The 19,639-nt window shown below is 63.3% G+C and carries 21 protein-coding genes; 13 read left to right on the forward strand and 8 right to left on the reverse strand.

What is annotated here, in order from left to right:
• The first annotated feature begins 20 nt into the window (after window positions 1–20).
• Window positions 21–1,130, forward strand: a complete 1,110-nt coding sequence (locus LSG43_RS04520) for a DUF4432 family protein (RefSeq protein ID WP_231801621.1) — start codon at window positions 21–23, stop codon at window positions 1,128–1,130.
• Between the two features lie 97 nt (window positions 1,131–1,227).
• Window positions 1,228–1,869: a TetR/AcrR family transcriptional regulator gene (locus LSG43_RS04525; protein WP_231802795.1), complete on the forward strand. Its 642-nt coding sequence runs from the start codon at window positions 1,228–1,230 to the stop codon at window positions 1,867–1,869.
• Here the strand turns inward: LSG43_RS04525 and LSG43_RS04530 are convergent.
• The 5 genes from LSG43_RS04530 to LSG43_RS04550 all read right to left on the reverse strand — a co-directional run bounded on the left by LSG43_RS04530 (window position 1,859) and on the right by LSG43_RS04550 (window position 6,672).
• On the reverse strand, window positions 1,859–2,557 hold the full coding sequence (locus LSG43_RS04530) for a TetR/AcrR family transcriptional regulator (protein ID WP_231801623.1): 699 nt from the start codon (window positions 2,555–2,557) through the stop codon (window positions 1,859–1,861). The genes LSG43_RS04525 and LSG43_RS04530 overlap by 11 nt on opposite strands.
• On the reverse strand, window positions 2,508–4,031 hold the full coding sequence (locus LSG43_RS04535) for a tripartite tricarboxylate transporter permease (protein WP_231801625.1): 1,524 nt from the start codon (window positions 4,029–4,031) through the stop codon (window positions 2,508–2,510). The genes LSG43_RS04530 and LSG43_RS04535 overlap by 50 nt, the downstream gene beginning before the upstream one ends.
• A gap of 17 nt (window positions 4,032–4,048) precedes the next feature.
• Window positions 4,049–4,585, reverse strand: a complete 537-nt coding sequence (locus tag LSG43_RS04540) for a tripartite tricarboxylate transporter TctB family protein (RefSeq protein ID WP_231801626.1) — start codon at window positions 4,583–4,585, stop codon at window positions 4,049–4,051.
• 75 nt (window positions 4,586–4,660) lie between these two features.
• Entirely contained in the window at window positions 4,661–5,698 is a 1,038-nt protein-coding gene (locus tag LSG43_RS04545; protein WP_231801627.1) for a Bug family tripartite tricarboxylate transporter substrate binding protein, read from the reverse strand.
• A gap of 119 nt (window positions 5,699–5,817) precedes the next feature.
• Complete coding sequence (locus LSG43_RS04550; RefSeq protein WP_231801628.1) at window positions 5,818–6,672, reverse strand: sugar phosphate isomerase/epimerase family protein; 855 nt, start codon at window positions 6,670–6,672, stop codon at window positions 5,818–5,820.
• A gap of 125 nt (window positions 6,673–6,797) precedes the next feature.
• On the opposite strand from LSG43_RS04550, the gene LSG43_RS04555 reads away from it, so the two are divergent.
• The 8 genes from LSG43_RS04555 to LSG43_RS04590 all read left to right on the forward strand — a co-directional run bounded on the left by LSG43_RS04555 (window position 6,798) and on the right by LSG43_RS04590 (window position 14,992).
• The gene (locus LSG43_RS04555) at window positions 6,798–7,949 is read left to right on the forward strand and encodes a Gfo/Idh/MocA family protein (protein ID WP_231801629.1); all 1,152 of its coding nucleotides are present in this window, start codon (window positions 6,798–6,800) and stop codon (window positions 7,947–7,949) included.
• Window positions 7,950–7,962: 13 nt separating this feature from the next.
• Window positions 7,963–9,129, forward strand: coding sequence for a dihydrodipicolinate synthase family protein (locus LSG43_RS04560; protein ID WP_231801630.1), 1,167 nt, complete (start codon window positions 7,963–7,965; stop codon window positions 9,127–9,129).
• A 4-nt stretch (window positions 9,130–9,133) separates the two neighbouring features.
• The gene (locus LSG43_RS04565; RefSeq protein WP_231801631.1) at window positions 9,134–10,567 is read left to right on the forward strand and encodes an enolase C-terminal domain-like protein; all 1,434 of its coding nucleotides are present in this window, start codon (window positions 9,134–9,136) and stop codon (window positions 10,565–10,567) included.
• The gene (locus tag LSG43_RS04570) at window positions 10,564–11,391 is read left to right on the forward strand and encodes a sugar phosphate isomerase/epimerase family protein (RefSeq protein ID WP_231801632.1); all 828 of its coding nucleotides are present in this window, start codon (window positions 10,564–10,566) and stop codon (window positions 11,389–11,391) included. Before LSG43_RS04565 ends, LSG43_RS04570 begins: the two co-directional genes overlap by 4 nt.
• 133 nt (window positions 11,392–11,524) lie before the next feature.
• Window positions 11,525–12,316, forward strand: coding sequence for a 3'(2'),5'-bisphosphate nucleotidase CysQ (gene cysQ / locus LSG43_RS04575; protein ID WP_231801633.1), 792 nt, complete (start codon window positions 11,525–11,527; stop codon window positions 12,314–12,316).
• A 94-nt stretch (window positions 12,317–12,410) separates the two neighbouring features.
• Window positions 12,411–14,207 carry a sodium:proton antiporter gene (locus LSG43_RS04580; RefSeq protein WP_231801634.1) on the forward strand — a complete coding sequence of 599 codons (1,797 nt, stop codon included), beginning with the start codon at window positions 12,411–12,413 and terminating at the stop codon, window positions 14,205–14,207.
• Window positions 14,208–14,267: 60 nt separating this feature from the next.
• Entirely contained in the window at window positions 14,268–14,750 is a 483-nt protein-coding gene (locus LSG43_RS04585; RefSeq protein ID WP_231801636.1) for an MgtC/SapB family protein, read from the forward strand.
• A 59-nt stretch (window positions 14,751–14,809) separates the two neighbouring features.
• Window positions 14,810–14,992, forward strand: coding sequence for a DUF3008 family protein (locus LSG43_RS04590; RefSeq protein ID WP_231801638.1), 183 nt, complete (start codon window positions 14,810–14,812; stop codon window positions 14,990–14,992).
• Between the two features lie 9 nt (window positions 14,993–15,001).
• Here the strand turns inward: LSG43_RS04590 and LSG43_RS04595 are convergent, their stop codons facing one another.
• Complete coding sequence (locus LSG43_RS04595) at window positions 15,002–15,379, reverse strand: response regulator (protein WP_231801640.1); 378 nt, start codon at window positions 15,377–15,379, stop codon at window positions 15,002–15,004.
• A 226-nt stretch (window positions 15,380–15,605) separates the two neighbouring features.
• On the opposite strand from LSG43_RS04595, the gene LSG43_RS04600 reads away from it, so the two are divergent.
• The 3 genes from LSG43_RS04600 to LSG43_RS04610 all read left to right on the forward strand — a co-directional run bounded on the left by LSG43_RS04600 (window position 15,606) and on the right by LSG43_RS04610 (window position 17,815).
• Window positions 15,606–15,830: a hypothetical protein gene (locus tag LSG43_RS04600; RefSeq protein WP_231801642.1), complete on the forward strand. Its 225-nt coding sequence runs from the start codon at window positions 15,606–15,608 to the stop codon at window positions 15,828–15,830.
• A 177-nt stretch (window positions 15,831–16,007) separates the two neighbouring features.
• Entirely contained in the window at window positions 16,008–16,814 is an 807-nt protein-coding gene (locus LSG43_RS04605; protein WP_231802797.1) for an aminoglycoside phosphotransferase family protein, read from the forward strand.
• Window positions 16,815–16,879: 65 nt separating this feature from the next.
• Window positions 16,880–17,815 (forward strand): AEC family transporter, encoded by a 936-nt coding sequence (locus LSG43_RS04610; RefSeq protein WP_231801644.1) that lies wholly within the window; start codon window positions 16,880–16,882, stop codon window positions 17,813–17,815.
• Between the two features lie 3 nt (window positions 17,816–17,818).
• On the opposite strand, the gene LSG43_RS04615 is transcribed toward LSG43_RS04610, so the two are convergent.
• The gene (locus tag LSG43_RS04615; protein WP_231801646.1) at window positions 17,819–18,613 is read right to left on the reverse strand and encodes a transglutaminase family protein; all 795 of its coding nucleotides are present in this window, start codon (window positions 18,611–18,613) and stop codon (window positions 17,819–17,821) included.
• 12 nt (window positions 18,614–18,625) lie between these two features.
• Complete coding sequence (locus LSG43_RS04620) at window positions 18,626–19,570, reverse strand: alpha-E domain-containing protein (protein WP_231801648.1); 945 nt, start codon at window positions 19,568–19,570, stop codon at window positions 18,626–18,628.
• Window positions 19,571–19,639 lie beyond the last annotated feature (69 nt).

Genomic DNA, 19,639 nt, shown 5'->3' on the forward strand with positions numbered 1-19,639 from the left:
GGAGGGAGTGCGGAGGGGCCATGGCCGATCCTGAGATGACGGCGGACAAAGCTGTAACGGTGCATCTGACCGAGGCCCAGTTCGGCGAGCGCGAGCGTGAACTGGCGCGGTGCGGCGCGCTGGCTGCGAGCACCTTCCGCTACGACAACGGCATCGCGGCGCTGCGCGTCGCCAATGCCCGCGGCGAGATCGTCATGCTGCCTTTCAAGGGCCAGCAGATATGGCGCGCGCGCTTCGACGGGCGCGATCTGACGATGAAGTCGATGTTCGACACGCCCCGCCAGACGACCAATTACCTCGAAAACTACGGCGCGTTTCTGATCCATTGCGGCATGTCCGCCATTGGCGCGCCGGGCCCGCAAGACGATCATCCCCTGCATGGCGAAGTGCCCAACATGGTCTTCGACAGCGCCTTTTTGCGGTTCGATCCGGCGGCAGGGACCGTCACCATCGGCGGCGTCGCGCGCTACAGCAAGGCCTTTGCGATCGATTATAGACTGCGCACCGAGGTGACGCTTGGCGCCGACGCTGCCGTCCTGGACGTTGCGGTGACGGTGGACAACCTCATGGGCACCGAGATCGCGATCATGTATCTGGGGCATGTCAATTTCCGGCCTGTCGACGGCGCGAAACTGGTGTATTCGGCTCCCTATACGCCCGAGGCGATCCGGGTCCGCGAGGCGATACCGCGCCATATCACGCCCAGGCCCGGATACCCGGAATTTCTCGCCGCGCTGGCGAAGGATCCGGGGCTGCATCACGACATCAAGCCCGATCTCGCCTTCGATCCCGAAGTCGTTTTCGACATCGCCATGCAAACCGATGCGGAGGGCTGGGCGCATGCGCTCCAGCGGCATCCGGACGGAACCGCCGATTACGTCGCCCACCGCCCGGCGCAGCTTTCCCGTGCCATCCGGTGGATTTCCCGCACAGGCGACCAGGACGCGCTCGGGCTCGTGCTGCCCTCGACCTCGGGCACCGAGGGACGCACGGTCGAAAAGGCCGCCGGCCGCCACGCTACGGTGCCGGCGCACGGCACTTGGCACGCGGGGTATCGGACGGGCCTTTTGACACCCGGCGAGGCGGCCGGGATGGCGGCGCACATCGACGCGATCTGCGGACGCGACTGAGCCGCCTTCCGGCGCGCCTTTGTGTTGGCGCGGCAACTCGTTTAATGGTTCGTGGTGCAGGCAAAGGACGAAGCAGGGTTTGGGGCAGACCGGAGAGATGGACGCAAACGGCGGCGCAAGAACAGGCAAGCGCGACCCCGAACGCACGCAGGCCGCGATCCTCGAGGCGGCGACGGCCGAGTTCGCCGCCAAGGGCATCGGCGGCGCGCGGGTCGATACCATCGCCGAGCGCGCGGGCACCAACAAGCGCATGCTCTATCACTATTTCGGCGACAAGATCGGGCTCTATACCGCGGTGCTCGAAGCGGCTTACCGCTCGATCCGGACCGCCGAGCACGAGCTCGATCTCGCCCACAAGCCGCCCGTCGAAGCGCTGTCGGAACTCGCCCGTTTCACCTGGACCTATTTCCTCCACCACCCCGAATTCATCAGCCTGCTCAACACCGAGAACCTCTATGAGGCCGAGCACCTCAGGGGGTCGGAATATCTCATGGAGATGCATTCGCACTTCATGACCGAACTGGCCGACGTGCTCGAGCGCGGCGCCGCCGAGGGCGTCTTCCGGCGTGGCATCGATCCGCTGACGGTATATCTCACCGTCGCCGCGATGTGTTATTTCTACCTTTCCAACAAGCACACGCTGTCGGCGATCTTCGATCGCAACCTTGAGGACCGCGAACGGCTCGCGGGCTGGGAGCAACACGTGGTCGAAACGACGCTGGCGTCCGTCAGGGCCTGAGATGGTCGAGCACCATCTCGACCGCATGGGCCTCGCGCGCGTCGATCTGGCTCGCGCTTGAAAGATCTGTCTCGAAAATGACCGAGAGCGTGGCGTTGTTCGAGACGTAGAAATATCCCAGCGCCGCAATCGAAATGTAAAGCTGCACCGGATCGACGTCGCGCCTGAACACACCCGTTGCGCTGCCGCGGGCGATCAGCTTGCCCAATTGCTCGACGAGCGGGGAATGCAGCCCGTGCATTTCGGGCAACGTCTTGATGTAGCGCGCCTGCAGGAGGTTCTCGTTGGTCAGAAGCGCGATGAACCACGGGCTCTGCAAGAAGTGCCGGAAGGTGAAGCGCACCAGCCGCGAAACGGCCTCGACCGGTTCGTACTGGTCGAGTTCCAGCGCCCGCTCGCCCTGCCGGATCTGCCGGTAGGCCTCGACAAGGACGGTTTTGTAAAGACCCTCCTTGTTGCCGAAATAGTGGTAGAGCATCCGCTTGTTGGTTCTGGCGCGTTTCGCGATCGCATCGATGCGCGCGCCCTCGAACCCGCGCTCGGTAAATTCCGCCCGCGCAGCCGCGAGGATCGCGGCCTGCGTACGCGCCGCGTCGCGGGGGCGGGCTTTAGGCGCCGCCCCGCCATCCCCTCGTCCGCTAGCCGGACCGGCCTTGCGGGAGGAGGCGCTTGAAGAGATTTGCGACACTTTCATTGGCCTTGGGAATGCTCATCACAATGGTGATCACGATGACGATCCAGAGAACGGCGCTGATCGGGCGCGTGAAAAAGGGCGTCGGATCGCCATCGGTGATCAGCAGTCCGCGCCTGAGATTGACGTCGAGCAAATCGCCCAGAATGATCCCCAGGACAAGCGGCGCCATCGGGTATTTCATTTCGCGCAGGATGAACCCGATGAGCCCGAACGCGATCATCACATAGACGTCGAACATGCGCTGCGTGATCGCGAACGAGCCGACAACGCAGAGAACGAACACGACCGGCATGAGCTTTTCGCGCGGCACCGTCAGGACGCGGACCAGAAGACGCGTGAGCGAAAGGCCATAGATGGTGATCGCGATCGTCGAAAGCAGAAGCATGCCCACGACCTGATAGACGAATTCCGGGTTCTCGATCATGATCTGCGGACCCGGACGGATGCCGTGGATCAGCATCGCTGCAATCAGAACGGCAGCGGCGGCCGAGCCGGGCAGGGCAAGGGTCAGTGTCGGAATCATCGCGCCGGGGATCACCGCGGAATTGCCGGTTTCCGCCGCGACCAGCCCCTCGATCGATCCCTTGCCATAAAGCTCCTTCTCCTTGCTTGCGCGGCGGGCCGCGGCGTAGGACGACCAAGAGCCGATATCCTCGCCCACACCGGGGATAATGCCGGCGATCGTCCCGATAATGCCCGAGCGTATCGTGGTCCACCAATGCTTGGTAATATCGCCGAGCCTTGGAATGACGCGGTCGGTGCTTTGGGCCATTTCAGGCACAACCTTGCGCTTCATGACCGTAAGGATCTCTGCAAAACCGAATGCCCCCACCATCGCGGGGATAAGGTCGATGCCGGCTCCCAACTGGCTTATGCCGAAGGTGAAGCGCTGGTGCGCATGGAGGTTCTCCATGCCGATCATGGCAAACAGCAGACCCACGATGCCGGCGATATAGCCCTTGATCGGATCGTCGATCGCCGTCAGGCGCCCTGAAATGATAACGCCGAACAAGGCCAGCCAGAAAAATTCGTAGGATTGGAATCGGAGCGCGAATTCTGCGAGCAACGGTGCGATCAGCGCCAGAAAGAAGACGCCGACCACGGTGCCGAGCGCCGAGGAGGTGGTCGCGATCCCCATCGCCATTCCCGCCTTGCCCATTTTGGCAAGCGGAAAGCCGTCGAGCGTCGTGGCCGCGCTGGCGGGGGTGCCCGGAATGGCGAGAAGGATAGCCGACCGGCTGCCGCCATAGATCGATCCCACATACATCGCCATGAGGCTCAGGATCGCCTGATCGGGAGCCATCTTGTAGGTCAGCGTCACCAGAAGCGCCACGCCCATTGTGGCCGTCAGGCCCGGCAGCGCGCCGATGACGATGCCCAGAAGGCTCGCCCACGCGAGGTTGAACAGCGACTCCGGCGTCAGGAAATGGGTGACGCCATTGGCAAGGAGAATAAGGCCATCAAACATCTAGTCGTCTCGCAGGGCTAGGGCAGGCGGACAAGGAAGCCGTACTGGAACACAGCCGTCACGAGGCCGGCCACGATGGCGGCCTGAACAGCGGCGAAAACAGCGGACCGCAGCAAGGGTTTGGGCGCGTCGTTGAGCCAGACTTCAAACGCGACGATAAGGGCGAACACGAACAGCGTGGTTGCCAGCCAGAACGGTACGCGCCCGACAAGGATCAGGGCATAGGCGAGGCACAAGCCGGAGACGACAGCGAAACGGATCGCCTGCTCCGACGCGAAAACCGCCATGAACGCGCGCCAGCCGGCTTTTCCGCGAATGCGCACCAGAGCTTTGGCGCCCAGCAGAATACCGCTGATCGCGAGCAGTGCGCCAAGGAGCCCTGGAACGAGGCCGGGAACCGTCGAGGGGTGAATGCCTCGGATTTCCAGGCGCGGCATGATCCACGACAGGTATATGATCGTGAATCCCAATAGCGCAAACGCAACTCCCGTGAGGAAATCGGCGCGGTTCATCCAGTCGGACTGGCGTTCGGGTTCAGGGGTCTGCTCGTCCATCGCTACATCCGTAGAATTGGAAAAAGGGTACCCGGAATGGACCGGATACCCGAAGACGCGGTTGCGTCGGAATGGCTACATTTCGGTGCCGGTTTCGCAATCGATCCCGATTGTCGAGGGGTCGTTGACTTCAAGCCCACGCTCTTCTGCGGCACAGGCTTCCATGATCACGACCGGCATCGAGTTGGCGCGGGCCTCCTCGCCATAGGACGGTGCGAACACGGCGCCGTTCGTCTCCGCGTATTCGCGAAGCGAATCGGAGTTCATGACATGCTCTTCCCAGATCTGGTTGACGGTCTCGACAACCTCGTCAGGAACGCCCTGCGGAATGAAAATGCCGAAATAGTCCGGAGCGATGGGGAACTCGGGCATCCATTCGGTGATCGGCGGGATCGGATCGACACCTTCGATCGTCAGCGCCTGGTCCGAAAGGACAGCCAGCGGACGAAGGCGTCCGCCGCGGATGAGTTCGGCCTGTTCCACCGCAAGCTGGGTGGTGACCATGGCTTCTCCGCCAGCCGTCGCAATCGCGGCCGGCCCGCCGCCGTCATAGGTCACCATGCGGTATTCAAAATCGCCCTCATGGCCGAGTCCGGCGATGGCCATGCCGCCCGACGAGGTGACCCCGGCGGTTGCGACCGTGATGGCGTTGCCGTGCTCGGACTGGAAGGCTTCAAGCAGCTCGCCGAAATCCGCAAACTCGCTGTCGGCCGGAACCGAGACCACCGGGACGTTGGCGACCGAAAGGTAAACGTGCCAATCGTCGATATTGGTGTCGGGCACGAGGCCGGTCACGGTATAGGTTGCGTTGTTGGCGATGGCGTTTGCCGTCCAGGTGTAACCGTCCTTCGGAGCGTTCAGCACTTCCTGGGTGCCCACCGCGCCCGAAGCGCCCGGCTGGTTGACGACGACGATCTCGGTGCCCAGCTGTTCAGCCAGGATCGGCGCGGTGACACGCGTCACCTGGTCGGTCGACCCGCCTGCTCCCCAGGGAACGATGATGTTGATCGGGCGATCGGGTTGCCAGGAATAATCCTGTGCGAATGCCCCCGTCGCGGTGAGGGCAATGGTCGAGGCGGCTGCGGTAAGCGCAGCCTTGGTCAAAAGACGCATGATTTCCTCCCAAAAGTTCATGTCGCGCCACGGCGTCTCTGCGCGCAACGCTGGGACAGGACTCTGACGATAGAGTAGAAGCCTGTCAAGAAGTAAGTAACTGGTTAGTTCCCTTCGTGTCACGGGGTGCCGGGCACGCGTTCGGCCTCCAGCACTCCGCGTACATAGCCGATTGCCCGTGCCGCGCAGCCCGGACCGTCGGGGACATAAACGAAAGGCTCCATGGCAACCGCGCCACTATACCTGATTGCCGAAAGCCTTGCCATCAGCGGCGCGATATCGTCGCGTGCGGCGGGGTCGTCGGACTGCCCGGGGCCCTGCCGGTTGATGGCATTGAGCTGGACGTGAGCGAGCCTGCCGTTGGTCCAATAGCGCTCGGCAAGGGCGGCAAGCGGTTCGCTTTCCTCCTGCGCGGCGTGGCTGACATCCAGCATCAGTTTAAGCGCCGGTGCGCCCGCTTCCTCGATGATCGCTTCGGCCTGCTCCAACCGGTTGATGAAGTTGCATTCGGTCCTGTTGATGGCCTCGATGCAATAGGTGAGCCCACATGCCCCTGCATGTGCTCCCAGCGCCGCAAAGTGCGCGATGGCGATGGCCCGCTGGCGGACGGGATCGTCATCGAACCGCCTTTGGGCAGGTGAGCCGTGCACCAGCGTCTTGGCGCCAAGGCCGGCCGCCAGATCGACGATGCGCAAGAGCGCGTCGCGCGTTCTTTGTTGTGTCGGGCTGTCCAGAGCCGTGATCGACAGCCCTTTTGGCGCCATCGCCAACCAGTGCAGGCTCGAGACGACAAGGCCGTGATCCTCGACGATCGCACGCGCGTCCGCTATGTCCCGTTGTGAGAGGGCCGTCGGGTCTTCGGCCAGAGTGAACGGCGCGATTTCGAGCCCGTCATAACCCAGCGCCGCCGTAAAGGCGCACTGCTCCTTGAGGTTCATGGGTGCAAGCACCTCGTTGCACAGGGTTAGTTTCAACAGCCTTTCCCTCCTCATTCGTTGTTCAACCAAAGACGGGCCCGATGCGGCTTGACGCCTCCGGAATCGTCTAGTAAGTAACTGGATAGTTACAACGATACCAGCACAAAGGGTGGAGGTCCGCAATGGCGCAGCGCCGCATCGGCATCATCATGCACGGCATTACCGGCCGTATGGGTTACAATCAGCATTTGGTCCGCTCGATCCTGGCGATCCGCGACCAGGGCGGCATCGCTCTTGCCAATGGCGATACGCTGATGGTGGACCCCATCCTGGTCGGCCGCAACCTCGACAAGGTCAAGGCGGTCGCCGAAAAGCACGGCGTCGCGCGGTACTCGGACGATCTTGATGCCGCCCTGGCCAACAAGGACGACGAGATCTTCTTCGATGCGGGCGCAACCAAGGTTCGTGCCGGTCTGCTCGAAAAGGCGCTGGCTGCCGGCAAGCATATCTATTGCGAAAAGCCGACATCGGACGATCTTTCGGTCGCTATCGACATCGCCAAGAAGGCGATGGCGTCGGGGCTGAAGCACGGCGTGGTGCAGGACAAGCTCTTCCTGCCGGGTCTCATGAAGCTCAAGATGCTGCGCGATTCCGGCTTCTTTGGTGAGATTCTCTCGGTGCGCGGCGAGTTCGGCTACTGGGTGTTCGAGGGCGACTGGCAGAAGGCCCAGCGTCCGTCCTGGAATTACCGCAAGGGCGACGGCGGCGGCATCATCCTCGATATGCTCCCGCACTGGCGCTACGTGATGGACAACACCTTCGCGCCGGTCAAATCCGTCTCGTGCCTGGGTGCCACCCATATCGGCAAGCGCGTCGATGAGAATGGCAATGCCTATGCGGCGGACGCCGACGATGCGGCCTATGCGACCTTCGAACTCGAAGGCGGCATTATCGCCCAGATCAATTCGAGCTGGACCGTGCGCGTGCGCCGTGACGATCTCGTCACCTTCCAGGTCGATGGCACGCACGGCTCCGCCGTCGCGGGGCTGCACAAGTGCTGGACCCAGCACCGCGTCAACACCCCCAAGCCCGTCTGGAACCCCGATCAGCCCCAGACCATGGACTTCTTCGACGATTGGGAGGAGGTGCCCGACAACTGGCCCGCGGATAACGGATTCAAGGTCCAGTGGGAGCTGTTCCTCAAGCACGTGGCCGAGGACGGCCCGTGGGAATACGGCCTCGAGGCCGGCGCCAAGGGCGTGCAGCTCGCCGAACTGGGGCTGAAGTCCTGGGAAGAGCGCCGCTGGCTCGACGTTCCGGATCTCGGCCTGTAAGGAGGCTTCACGCATGGTGAACCTGCCCAACCCCGATGGATCGGTCTCGGCCTACGCCATCAAGAACGCGCCGGTCGAAATCAAGAAGCGCGAGGCCTCCGGCTTCAACCGCATCGCCTATGCCGCGGCTCACGTCGTCGCCGACCCGTTCGCCGACAACGACCCCTGGCTTGCCCCGGCGATCGATTGGGATCGAACCCTGGCGTTCCGTCACCACCTCTGGGACCTCGGCTTCGGCGTCGCCGAGGCCATGGACACCGCCCAGCGCGGCATGGGGCTCGGATGGCCGGAAGCCAAAGACCTGATCGGCCGCGCGCTCAAGGAAGCCTCGAGCCGTGACGATGCGCTGATTGCGTGCGGGGCGGGCACGGACCACCTTGCTCCGGGCCCGGACGTCACCATCGAAGACATCATCAAGGCCTACGAAGAGCAGATTGAAGCGGTAGAGGCGCATAACGGCCGGATCATTCTCATGGCCTCGCGCGCGCTCGCAGCGGCGGCCAAGGGACCGGACGACTACAAGCGCGTCTACGACCGCATTCTCTCGCAGGTCAAAGAGCCGGTGATCATTCACTGGCTGGGCGAGATGTTCGATCCTGCCCTCGAAGGCTATTGGGGCAAGGCCGACCATATGGCGGCCATGGACGTCGCGCTCGACGTGATCGCGGCAAATGCAGCCAAGGTGGACGGCATCAAGATTTCCCTGCTTTCCAAGGAAAAGGAAATCTCGATGCGCCGGCGTTTGCCCGACAGCGTCAAGATGTATACCGGCGACGACTTCAACTACGCCGAACTCATCGCCGGTGACGAAGCCGGGTATTCGCACGCGCTTCTGGGCATCTTCGATGCGATCGCCCCGGCTGCGTCGGCGGGGCTCGAGGCGCTCGGCAGCGGCGAGACGCAGAAATTCTTCGACATCCTGGAGCCGACGGTTCCGCTTTCGCGACACATCTTCAAGGCGCCGACGCGGTTTTATAAGACCGGCGTCGTGTTCCTCGCTTACCTCAATGGTTTGCAGGACCATTTCACCATGATCGGCGGGCAGGAATCGACGCGCTCGACCCAGCACCTGGCCGAGCTTTTCCGGCTGGCCGACACCGCACGCGTGCTGATGGACCCCGACCGCGCCGAAAAGCGCATGCGCGAGGTCATGTCGGTCCGCGGGATCGCGCAAGGATAGGGCGGTGAGTTCGGCCGTTCCCATACGCGTTCTCGAAGCCGAGGCCTTCGAACGCCCGGTGCCGTTCCGCTTCGCCTTCCGCTTCGGCGTGGCGAAGGTCGAAGCGGCCAGCCAGGCCTTTCTGCGCGTGCGGATCGCGGACGCGACCGGGCGCGAGGCCTGGGGTTGGGCAGCCGAAATGCTGATGCCCAAATGGTTCGACAAAAGCCCCGACCTGACCCCCGCCGCGAACGTCGAACAGTTGCGCACATCCCTGCGGCTCGCCATGGACGCCATCGGCGCGGCCGGAGAGGGGACGGCGTTCGGGTTGCACGCAGCCATTGAAGCCGACCACCATGCCGCGTGCGCCAAGGCAGGGCTGAACGGGCTCATCGCGTCTTTCGGGCTCGCGCTCGTCGATCGCGCCGTGATCGACGCCCTGGGGCGTCTCGAAGGTGTGTCGGCGGAGCGGCTCGTTGCCACCAACCGGCTCGGGATCACCGGCGCCACGGCGCGCGATCTTGCGGATTTCCCATTCGCCGATTTCCTCGCCGGCCTGCGGGTGCCCCAATCGATCCACGTGCGGCATACGGTGGGGCTGGGCGATGCGCTCGACAACGCCGACCTCAACGGTAACCGGCTCAACGACGGCTTGCCCGAAACGCTGCAGGAAGTCATCGCCGCCTATGGGCACAGCTATTTCAAGCTCAAGGTCTCCGGCGACATCGACGCCGACATCGCGCGTCTCAAACGCATCGCCGCGATCGTCGAACGGCTCCAGCCGGATTATCGCGCAACGCTCGACGGCAATGAGCAGTTCGAGAACGAGGCGCACGTCGTCGCGTTTCTCGACGCCCTGGAGGCGGCGCCCGAACTCGCCAGCCTGCGCGAAAAGCTCATCTTCCTCGAACAGCCCATCGCCCGTGCCAGGGCGCTGTCGGCACCGGTCGAAAACATCGCCAGGCGCGTCCCGCTCGAAATCGACGAATCCGACGCCGATATCGATGCTTTCCTTCGCGCCCGCGACCTTGGCTATCGCGGCATTTCCTCGAAGTCCTGCAAGGGGTTCTATCGGGCCATTCTCAACCGCGCCCGCATCGCGCGCTGGAACGCCGAAGCCAGGGATGCGCTCTATTTCATGTCCGCCGAGGACCTTACCACCCAATCCGGCATTGCCGTGCAGCAGGACCTCGTTCTCTCCGGATTGATCGGCGCCCGGCACGTCGAGCGCAACGGCCACCATTTCGTCGACGGCATGGCCAATGCGTCGGAGAGCGAACAGAGCGCCTTTCTCGCCGCCCATGGCGACCTTTACGAAACCCGGCTGGGCAGGACCCGGCTCAAAATCGAAAACGGTAACGTGGCGCTGAAATCGGTCCGCGCGGCCCCCGGACTGGGGTCGAGCGTGTCGCCCGAATTCGACGCCATGGCACCCCTGCAACCGGGAGGAGACACATGAACCTCGAGGGCCTGTCCATCAATCTCGCCACCACGCGTGGCGCCTGGGGTTTTGCCGATGCGGTGGATGGATGCCTCCGCCACGGCATCACGACGATTTCCCCCTGGCGCGACCAGGTCCACGAGATCGGGTTGAAAGAAGCCGTGCGGATCGTCGAAAGCAACGGCATCAAGCTCACCGGGCATTGCCGGGGCGGAATGTTCCCCGCGGCGGACGCCGCCGGGTTCGAGGCCAATATCGACGACAACAAGCGCGCCATCGACGAAGCCGCCGCGCTCGGGGCGGACTGCCTCGTGCTGGTCGTCGGGGGGCTTCCCGGTTCCTCCAAGGACATCGCCGATGCCCGCAAGCAGGTGACCGACGGCATCGCGGCCATTCTGCCTTACGCCCGCGCCAACAATGTCCCGCTCGCCATCGAGCCGTTGCACCCCATGTACGCCGCCGACCGCGCCTGCGTGAACACCCTCGGTCAGGCCCTCGATATCTGCGTCGAACTGGGCGACGGTGTCGGCGTCGCCATCGACGTCTACCACGTCTGGTGGGACCCCCAGCTCGAAGAGCAGATTGCCCGCGCCGGCCAGATGGGCGCGATCTTCGCCCACCACATCTGCGATTGGCTGGTCCCAACCAACCACCTGCTGCTGGACCGCGGCATGATGGGCGACGGTGTCATCGACCTGCCGCGTATCCGCCGCTGGATCGAGGCCGCCGGGTTCAAGGGCGCGCAGGAAGTGGAAATCTTCTCGCAGGACAATTGGTGGAAACGTCCCGGCGATGAAACGCTCGCGACCGTCGTCGAGCGCTTCAACACCGTCTGCGGATGACCATTGGCGCGCGGGCACCATTTTCTCCCGCGCGCGCTCGAAACAGAACCGGTTGCCATCGCCGAGCCTTGCGCCGAAACAGCGCATGGCTTACCTCTCAGGGCACTTCCCTTCAGGTATTCCAGGCGATCCATTGAGACCAGATACGAACGCGCTTATCGGGCTGGCCATCGAGGCCGGCGCAGAAATCCTGAAGGTCTATGGTGGGGATTTCACGGTCGCGATCAAGGATGATTCCTCCCCGGTCACCGAAGCCGATGTGCGCGCCGAAGCCATCATCCTTGCAGGTCTGAGCACGATCGCGCCGGACGTCCCCGTCGTCGCCGAAGAGTCCGTCTCCGCCGGGCGCGTGCCCGAACACGCGGACGCGTTCTTTCTGGTCGACCCGCTCGACGGCAGCAAGGAGTTTATCTCCCGCAACGGCGAGTTCACGGTCAATATCGCGCTGATCGAAAACGGCGTGCCGGTTTTCGGCGTCGTTTATGCGCCTGCGCTCGGCCATATCTGGTGGGGTGGCGAAGGCGAGGGCGCCTTTCATGCAACCGTCGTGGACGGGGTCGCAACCGGTGCGGCGAAGATCGCCTGCCAGCCCTGCGGTACGAGCGGCTTCCGCGTGGTGGGCAGCCGTTCGCACGGAACGCCCGAACTCGATACCTATCTCAAGACCGTCGAAGTCGCAGATTTCGTTTCCGTCGGATCGTCGCTCAAATTCTGTCTTCTCGCCGAAGGCCGGGCCGATCTCTATCCGCGCTTCGGCCGCACCATGGAATGGGATACCGCCGCCGGCGATGCGGTGTTGCGCGCGGCGGGCGGTCGCGTGCGCACCCTTGGCGACGAGCCGCTCGTCTACGGCAAGCGCGATCAGGCCGACGACACCGATTTTGCCAATCCGTTCTTCATTGCGGACAGCCGGTCGGGCAATTGAAGCGATTAGGGGCGGACGCGATGGTGCAAAATAGTGCGTTCACGCGGACCTGCACTTCCAATAGGATGCCCGACGGACCAAGCGGAGGGCGAACTTGATCGCTAGCCTTGTCGAGCCATTCGGCGCCCTGATCGTTGCGGCGGTCGTTGCCGTACTGTTCCTCGCTTTCGCCCGCGAATGGCGTTCGCCCGAAGTCAGTGCCGCCGTTGCGGTGTCGGTGCTCCTCGTTATCGGCATCATTTCGGTCGACGACCTTTTGGGCGTCCTCTCCAATAGCGCCCCCGCGACCATCGCCGGCATGTTCATCATCTCCGCGGCTCTGGTGCGCACCGGCGCGCTCGAAGCCTTTGCGAGGCGCGTAACGGCGCGGGCGAAATTACACCCCCAGCGCACCTTGCTTTTCTTCCTGGTCGCGATCGCGGTGATGTCGGCGTTCATGAACAATACGCCGCTCGTGATGCTCATGATCCCCGTGGCGGTTTCCATGGCGCGCGAAATGCAAAGCTCGGCCTCCAAGCTGCTCATTCCCGTCTCGTTCTCGGCCATTCTGGGCGGCACCTGCACGCTGATCGGCACCTCCACCAATATTCTTGTCGACAGCGTCGCCCAGCAGAACGGCATGACGCCGTTCCACATCTTCGAGATCGCGCCGCTCGGCATCATCGTTGCCACGGTAGGGATCGGTGCCTTGCTGCTCTCAAAGCGGCTGTTGCCCGACAGGACAACCGTCTCGTCTCTGTCCGTATCCGAAAACAACAAGAAGTTCGTCCTCGAAGCCGTGATCGAGGATAACTCGCCCCACGTCGGCAAAAAGGCGCGCGACGTGGCCGCGTTCAACCGCCCAGACCGGCAACTGATCGACGTCCTGCGCGCGACCTTCTCGCTGCGCCGGCATATGCACGACGTCGTGCTGCAGCCCGGCGACGTGGTCGTTCTGCGTACATCTGTCGCCGAGTTGCTCTCGATGAAAGAGGAGGGCGACCTTACCACCGCGCCCGAGACCGAGCATATGCAATCGCTCGGCGCACGTGCGTCGACGGTCGTCGAAGTGCTGATCGGCCCCGATTCCGGCATCCTGGGCAAGACATTGCGTCACCTGCGGCTGCGCCGGCGTTACGGCGTCTATCCGATCGCGCTGCACCGGCGCGGCGCCAATCTCGCCGAGCGGTTCGAGACTACGGCGCTCGAGGTTGGCGACACGCTGCTCATCGAAGGCGCGCAGGAGGATCTGCGCCGCCTCGTCGAAGACTACGACCTCGTGAACGTCACCGAGCCCGCCGCCCGCGGCTTTCGCCGAGCCAAGGCGCCCCTGGCCATCGGCGTGATGGTCGCCGTGGTCGTGGGCGCCGCGCTCGGTGTGATGCCGATTGCCGGGCTGGCCGTCATCGGCGCCGCGACGGTTCTCGTCACGCGGTGCGTCGAGGTCGATGAGGCCGTTCAGGCCGTCGACTGGCGTATCCTCGGGCTTATCATCGCCATGCTCGGGATCGGCGTGGCCATGGACAAGGTCGGGCTTGTGCAGGGGATCGTGGCGATCATCGCACCGGTGCTCAACGGCCTTTCGCCGCTTTTCGCGCTGGGTGTCATTTACATCATCGCCTCGGTCCTCACCGAAGTCGTCACCAACAACGCCGTCGCCGTTATTGTCACGCCCATCGCGATTGCGCTGGCCACGAGCCTGGGCATCGACCCGCGTCCTTTCGTCGTCGCCGTCATGTTTGCCGCCAGCGCCAGCTTCCTGACCCCGATCGGGTATCAGACCAACACGCTGGTCTATAGCGCGGGTGGTTACAGGTTCTTCGATTTCGTGCGGGTCGGCGCGGCGATCAACCTCGTCGTTTTTGCCATGTGCATGATATTTATTCCGATATTCTGGCCGCTTGTGCCCTAGCGGGCGCGGAACTGCCTCCGGTTACCCGCGTTTGAGCTATCAAAGGGAACTGGAATATCCATGGACACGATCATAGCGCTGGCCGGAAACGCGACGCACACGCCGCTTGGCGTTATCGCCACACGCATGCTCGTCGCCGCCGTTCTGGGTGCGCTGATCGGGCTCGAGCGTGAACTCAAAAATCATTCCGCGGGTCTGCGCACACACATGCTGACGTCGCTTGCGGCCGGCCTGTTCACCATCATGACCTTCGAGATCTATCACGAAATGGTCGAACTCGGCGGCGATACCGCGCGTCTCGACCCCATCCGCGTGATCGAGGCTGTCACGGCCGGCGTCGCTTTCCTCGCCGCCGGCGCGATCATCCGTTCGGGCGCGGAGGTGAAGGGGCTTACCACCGGCGCGACCATGTGGATGGCCGGCGCGATCGGGGTGGCCTCGGGGGCGGGCTTCTTCACGATCGCCGCCATCGCCGCAATTCTCGTGGTCGTGATTACGCACATCATTGGGCGGTTCGAAAAGCGGTTCATCAACAAGGATTGAGGGTGGGAACACCGGACAGTTCCGTGCGTTTACCGGGCACACGACGCTGGGAGGTAGACATGCCGGCAAACTCGAAGGCCCAACAGAAAGCCGCTGGCGCAGCACTTGCTGCCAAGCGCGGCGAAATGTCCAAGAGCGAACTCAAGGGCGCGGCGCGCGAGATGGAAGAGTCGATGACCGAAAGCGAACTCGAGGATCTCGCCGAGACCAAGCGCAAAGACCTTCCGAAAAAGAAGTCCTGACCAGCCGTTCTATGCGGCCAGATGCCGAAGCGCGCCGAGCCGGGCGAGAAGCCTCCGGGCTTCGGCCGGCTTGTTTGCGACCGGAACATCGCGAAAATCCGTGCGCAGAATTTCGCGATCCGCGTGCCCGGTGTGAAACATGAACGGGACGCCGCGTTTGCGCAGGATACGCGCGACTGGGAAGACCTCCTCTCCCTCAAGATCGATATCGAGAAGCGCCAGATCGATGCCCGTCGCGCGCGCAGCGTCCATGGCATCGCCAAGCGTATGGTACGGCCCCTCAACGATCGCGCCGCCCTGCGCGAGGTTTTCGGCAAGTTCGAGCGCTATGAGAATGTCGTCTTCCACAACGAGCACACGTGCTCCGTCGATACTGCCAGTCTCCATGCCTGCCATCCTTTCCGCCGAAGGGCACTCCGGAAACTCCCGCTGACTGGACGTCAACGCGGAAACATCTGCATTTATCCGCCTAATTTCTGAAAATTGCGCTGAAAGGGTTACCCGATCGTTATCCCTGTCGCCGCCCACTTGTGCATCGCCAGATGCTGCCGCTGGTCCGACTCATTTGACGGTCATACCCAGTAGGCATGCAAATGAACCAGGAGTAGAACCCGTGCCGTCCGCCTATATCCTCGCCAAGGACAAGCTTGAACAGGCGCGCGCATTGATGGCCAACGAGGTCTGGCAGGATGACCAGATCGACCGCGTGCTCGACATCGCAATTGCGCGCCTTATCGACCTCGACAGAAGCCTCATCGATGGCAATCTTCATTGCGCCTCGCACGCGGGGCAAAGGCCTCTGGACGTGATCACCTGGTCGTTCCGGCCCCGGCGCTGACACCCGATTGCACGGGTTCTGCCATAAATTGGAACCACTTGCCGTCGACAAACTTGCTCAAAACAGAAACACTACCGGCAGTGTCCAACTGATTCTGCCGGGTTTTGGCAGAGCTGACGTCAGACGGGGGCTAAGATCGGTACCCAACCGAACGAAACCATTCTCAACAAGGCGACGATACGCTGGAGTCTCTCCAAGCTCGCGCCGGTCGCCGAAACAGCGTCCCACTGGGTCTATCGCGTCCAGCGCGAGGACAACAGCCGTGCCGCGCTTCGCATCTTCAAGACCCCCGACGGGACTGCGGAGCGCTCCGGCGCGCTGCTCGATTGGTACGGCGGCGATGGTGCCGTCCGGCACTACGGTTCGACCCCCGAATGCCTTTTGACCGAATGGGTCGAAGGCACGACGCTCGCGGTTCCGGCAAAGGACGGCAAGGACGCCCAGGCCATGACCGCCATCGCGAACCTTGTCGGCATGCTTCACGTCTACCGGCCCGACCCGCCGGCCGATCTTGTGGACCTGCGGGACCATTTCAAGGATTTCTTCGCCGCGGACGTGCGCTTCTGGCCCGATACCGCGCGGGATCTCTTCGCGCGTTCCGTCGGCATAGCCTATGCGGTTTTCGACAAGCCGCACGCCCAGATCCCGCTCCATGGCAACGTTTACCATAATGACGTCTTTCTTGCCGAGCGCGGCTGGATCGCCGGCGTTCCCACCGGGCTTCTGGGCGATCCCGCCTACGATCTGGCCCCAAGCTTCCTGCACCCTTGGGGAGAGGTGAAGCTGGCCGCCGACCCCACGCGCATCAACGCCATGGCGGACCTTTATTCCGAAAAGCTCGGCCTCAAGCGCAAGCGTATCCTGGCCTTCGCGGCGATCCATGCCGCCAATTCGGCCTGCCGGGCGCTGGCAGCCGGCGAATCGATCAACTGGCAACTCGCCGTCCTGCCGAATTTGCTCGCCGTCTACGACGCCGCCGACTGAGCATTGACGCGGACGCCTAATCCGTATCATGTCGGGGAACCGTCCCGGCAGCGTCTTTTTCGTTAATGCTTTCAGTCCTCAACGTCGTCGCCCCCGTCTTTGCGCTCATTGCGCTCGGCTATGCTGCCGTGAGGCTGCGCATTTACCCGCGTGAGGGGGTGGGCGGGCTGATCAGCTTCGTCAATACGTTCGCGGCGCCCTGCCTTCTGTTCCGCGCGATGCTGACCGTTGATTTCGGCGCCGCTTTCAATCCGGCGATCATCGGGTCGTTCTATCTCGGCGCCGTGCTGATGATGATCTTTGGCGCCCTGGCCGCCCGCAGGATTTTCGGACGCAGTCCCGGCGAGGCGGTCGCGGTCGGTTTCGCGGCAATGTTCACCAATACCGTCCTCGTCGGCCTGCCGATCATGCAGCGCGCCTACGGCGAAGACGCCATGCCCGTGGTTTACTCCATTATCGGCCTGCACGCCCCGCTGCTGATGACCGGCGGCATGCTTTATATGGAACTCGCGCGGCGCGATGGCGGCAAGCTTTCGACAGCGCTTTTGCAGGGCGTGAGGAGCGCGGTCACCAACCCGCTTCTGATCGGCATCGCGCTCGGGGTCGCCGGCAATCTCCTGGGCATCCGGCTTGTGGGTGTGCTCGAGGACACGACGCTGCTGCTGGCCTCGTCGGTGATGCCGGTGGCCCTGTTCGGCCTCGGCGGCGCGCTCAACGAGTACAAGCTCGCAGAGAACCTTTCGCAGGCCGCGGTCATGAGCGCGCTCAAGCTGATCGCCCATCCGCTCATCGCCTGGGTGGTGATGGTGCCTATCCTCGGCGTCGACCCGCACATCGCACGCTACGGCGTGCTGCTCGCCGGTATGCCGACCGGCATCAACGCCTATATCTTCGCGACCTACTACAGCCGCTCGATCGACGTTGCGACCAACACGATCCTGCTCTCGACCGTGGCGTCGGTCATAACGATTTCCGCATGGCTGTTGCTGCTCGGCCCCTGAGGTCTACTGCTGCTGGTTCATCATGACCTGCGAGACGCGGACCGTCTCGTCGCCCTCGGGCGAAAGATCGGGGATGAGCCGAACCGGCGCTGTGGTCTCCGCGTCGAGCCCGGCGGCGAGCCGCACATAGGCTTCGGTGGGGCACAGATTGGCCGAGGCGTCGAAGCCGATCCAGCCGAGCGAGGGATCGTAGGCCTCGGCCCAGGCGTGCAGCCGGGCAGGGGTGCCTGCGTCCTTGAGGACGTAGCCCGTCACGAACCGCGCTGGGATGTCGATGCCGCGCAGCGCGGCGACGAAGACGTGGGCATGGTCTTCCGCAACGATATCGAGGGGCTCTTCTTCGTCCTCGTCATCGTCTGCCTGTGCCACCCGGGCTTCGTATAATGTGTTCATGAGCCAGTGGAAGAGGTCGACCCGGCCCATCCCGCCCTTGATCTGCGCCCTGAGCCGGTTGACGAGGTGCCCGTTGGGCCGCGTTTGCACGGTCGTGCGCTTGAACAGCGCGACATTGGGGTCGTTCTCGATCCAACCGACGACCCCGCTCGTGTCGTGCGTATCGACGACGCCCGTCACCGCGATGAAAAGATCCTCCTCCGGCCGCCTCTGGCTTACCAGATGCGCAGTGTTTCCGAACGCATCGACGAATTTCGCGGCGCCATCGATCCCCGGCATGGCGATGGACCACTCCGCGATCGCCTGGGCCTTGGTCGGCGTTGGCGTCAGCAGGAGATGCTGGACCGCATGCTGGGTGCCTTCGGGGCAGGCGAAGCGGAATTCGTGGCGAATGGATATGCGCATTGTCCCGCTCCCCTAATAGAAGTTGTAGCTTTCGGAAATCGACGTCGTCAGCGCATTGTTCGACGCGATGAAGCCGGTGAGATATTCGTGCAGCCCCTCGGAAAAGACCTTGTCCATGCTCCCGGTCGTCAGGTGTTGCGCCATCCTAATCGCGTCGTCATGGCAGCTCGAGGGTTCGCCATAGACCTGCTCGAGCATCCCCAGCATGGCGGTCACAGAGGTCACGCAGAACGCGAGTGAGCGCGGCATTTCCTTTCGGAAGATCAGGAAATCCGCGATGTTCCAGGCCTTGTAGCGGTCGTGGTAGACATGCCGGTAGGCGCGGTGCGCGGACGCAGCCCTCAAAATCATGGTCCATTGCTGGATGTCCACGTCCCCGCCCACCATCGAGGTGCGGGGCAGAAGGACGTAATATTTGACGTCGAGAATGCGCGCGGTGTTGTCGGCCCGCTCGATGAACCCGCCGGTCTGCGCGAAGGCGAACCCGTCGTCGCGCAGAATGCTGCCTAAAAGGGCGCCGCGGAATTCGTGCGAACTCTGCTTGACCCATTGCAGGAACCCCGGAAGCTTGTTGCCCAGGACCTGGCGCGGCTGGATCTGCGAAAAATGCAGCCACGTCGAATTGAGGCTTTCCCACATGTCCGACGTGATCGCGGTGCGCACGGCCTTTGCGTTCGTCCGTGCCTTTTCGAGGCACGATTTGACCGAATTGGGATTATCGGTATCGAACAGCATGAAGTGCGCGACCGAGGCGACATCGGTCACCTCGTGCTTCTTGGCGAAGTCCTCGTCCACCTCGGCGGCCAGCATCATCGAGGCGAGGTACTCGCTCGTGCCCTCTTCGCTTCGCTCGGTCAGACTCATGCGGTAGCCGACTTCGAGGAGCCGGGCGATGTTTTCGGCGCGCTCGACATAGCGCGACATCCAGAAAAGGCTAGCGGCGGTTCTTCCCAGCATTAGTGCCGTCCATCGGATAGAGGCGCGTCATGAGACGGCCAGACGGAGTGCGTGGCTAGGCGCGACGCT

The organism is Pelagibacterium xiamenense, from assembly GCF_021166475.1.
In the GTDB taxonomy this organism is placed as follows: Bacteria; Pseudomonadota; Alphaproteobacteria; order Rhizobiales; family Devosiaceae; genus Pelagibacterium; species Pelagibacterium xiamenense.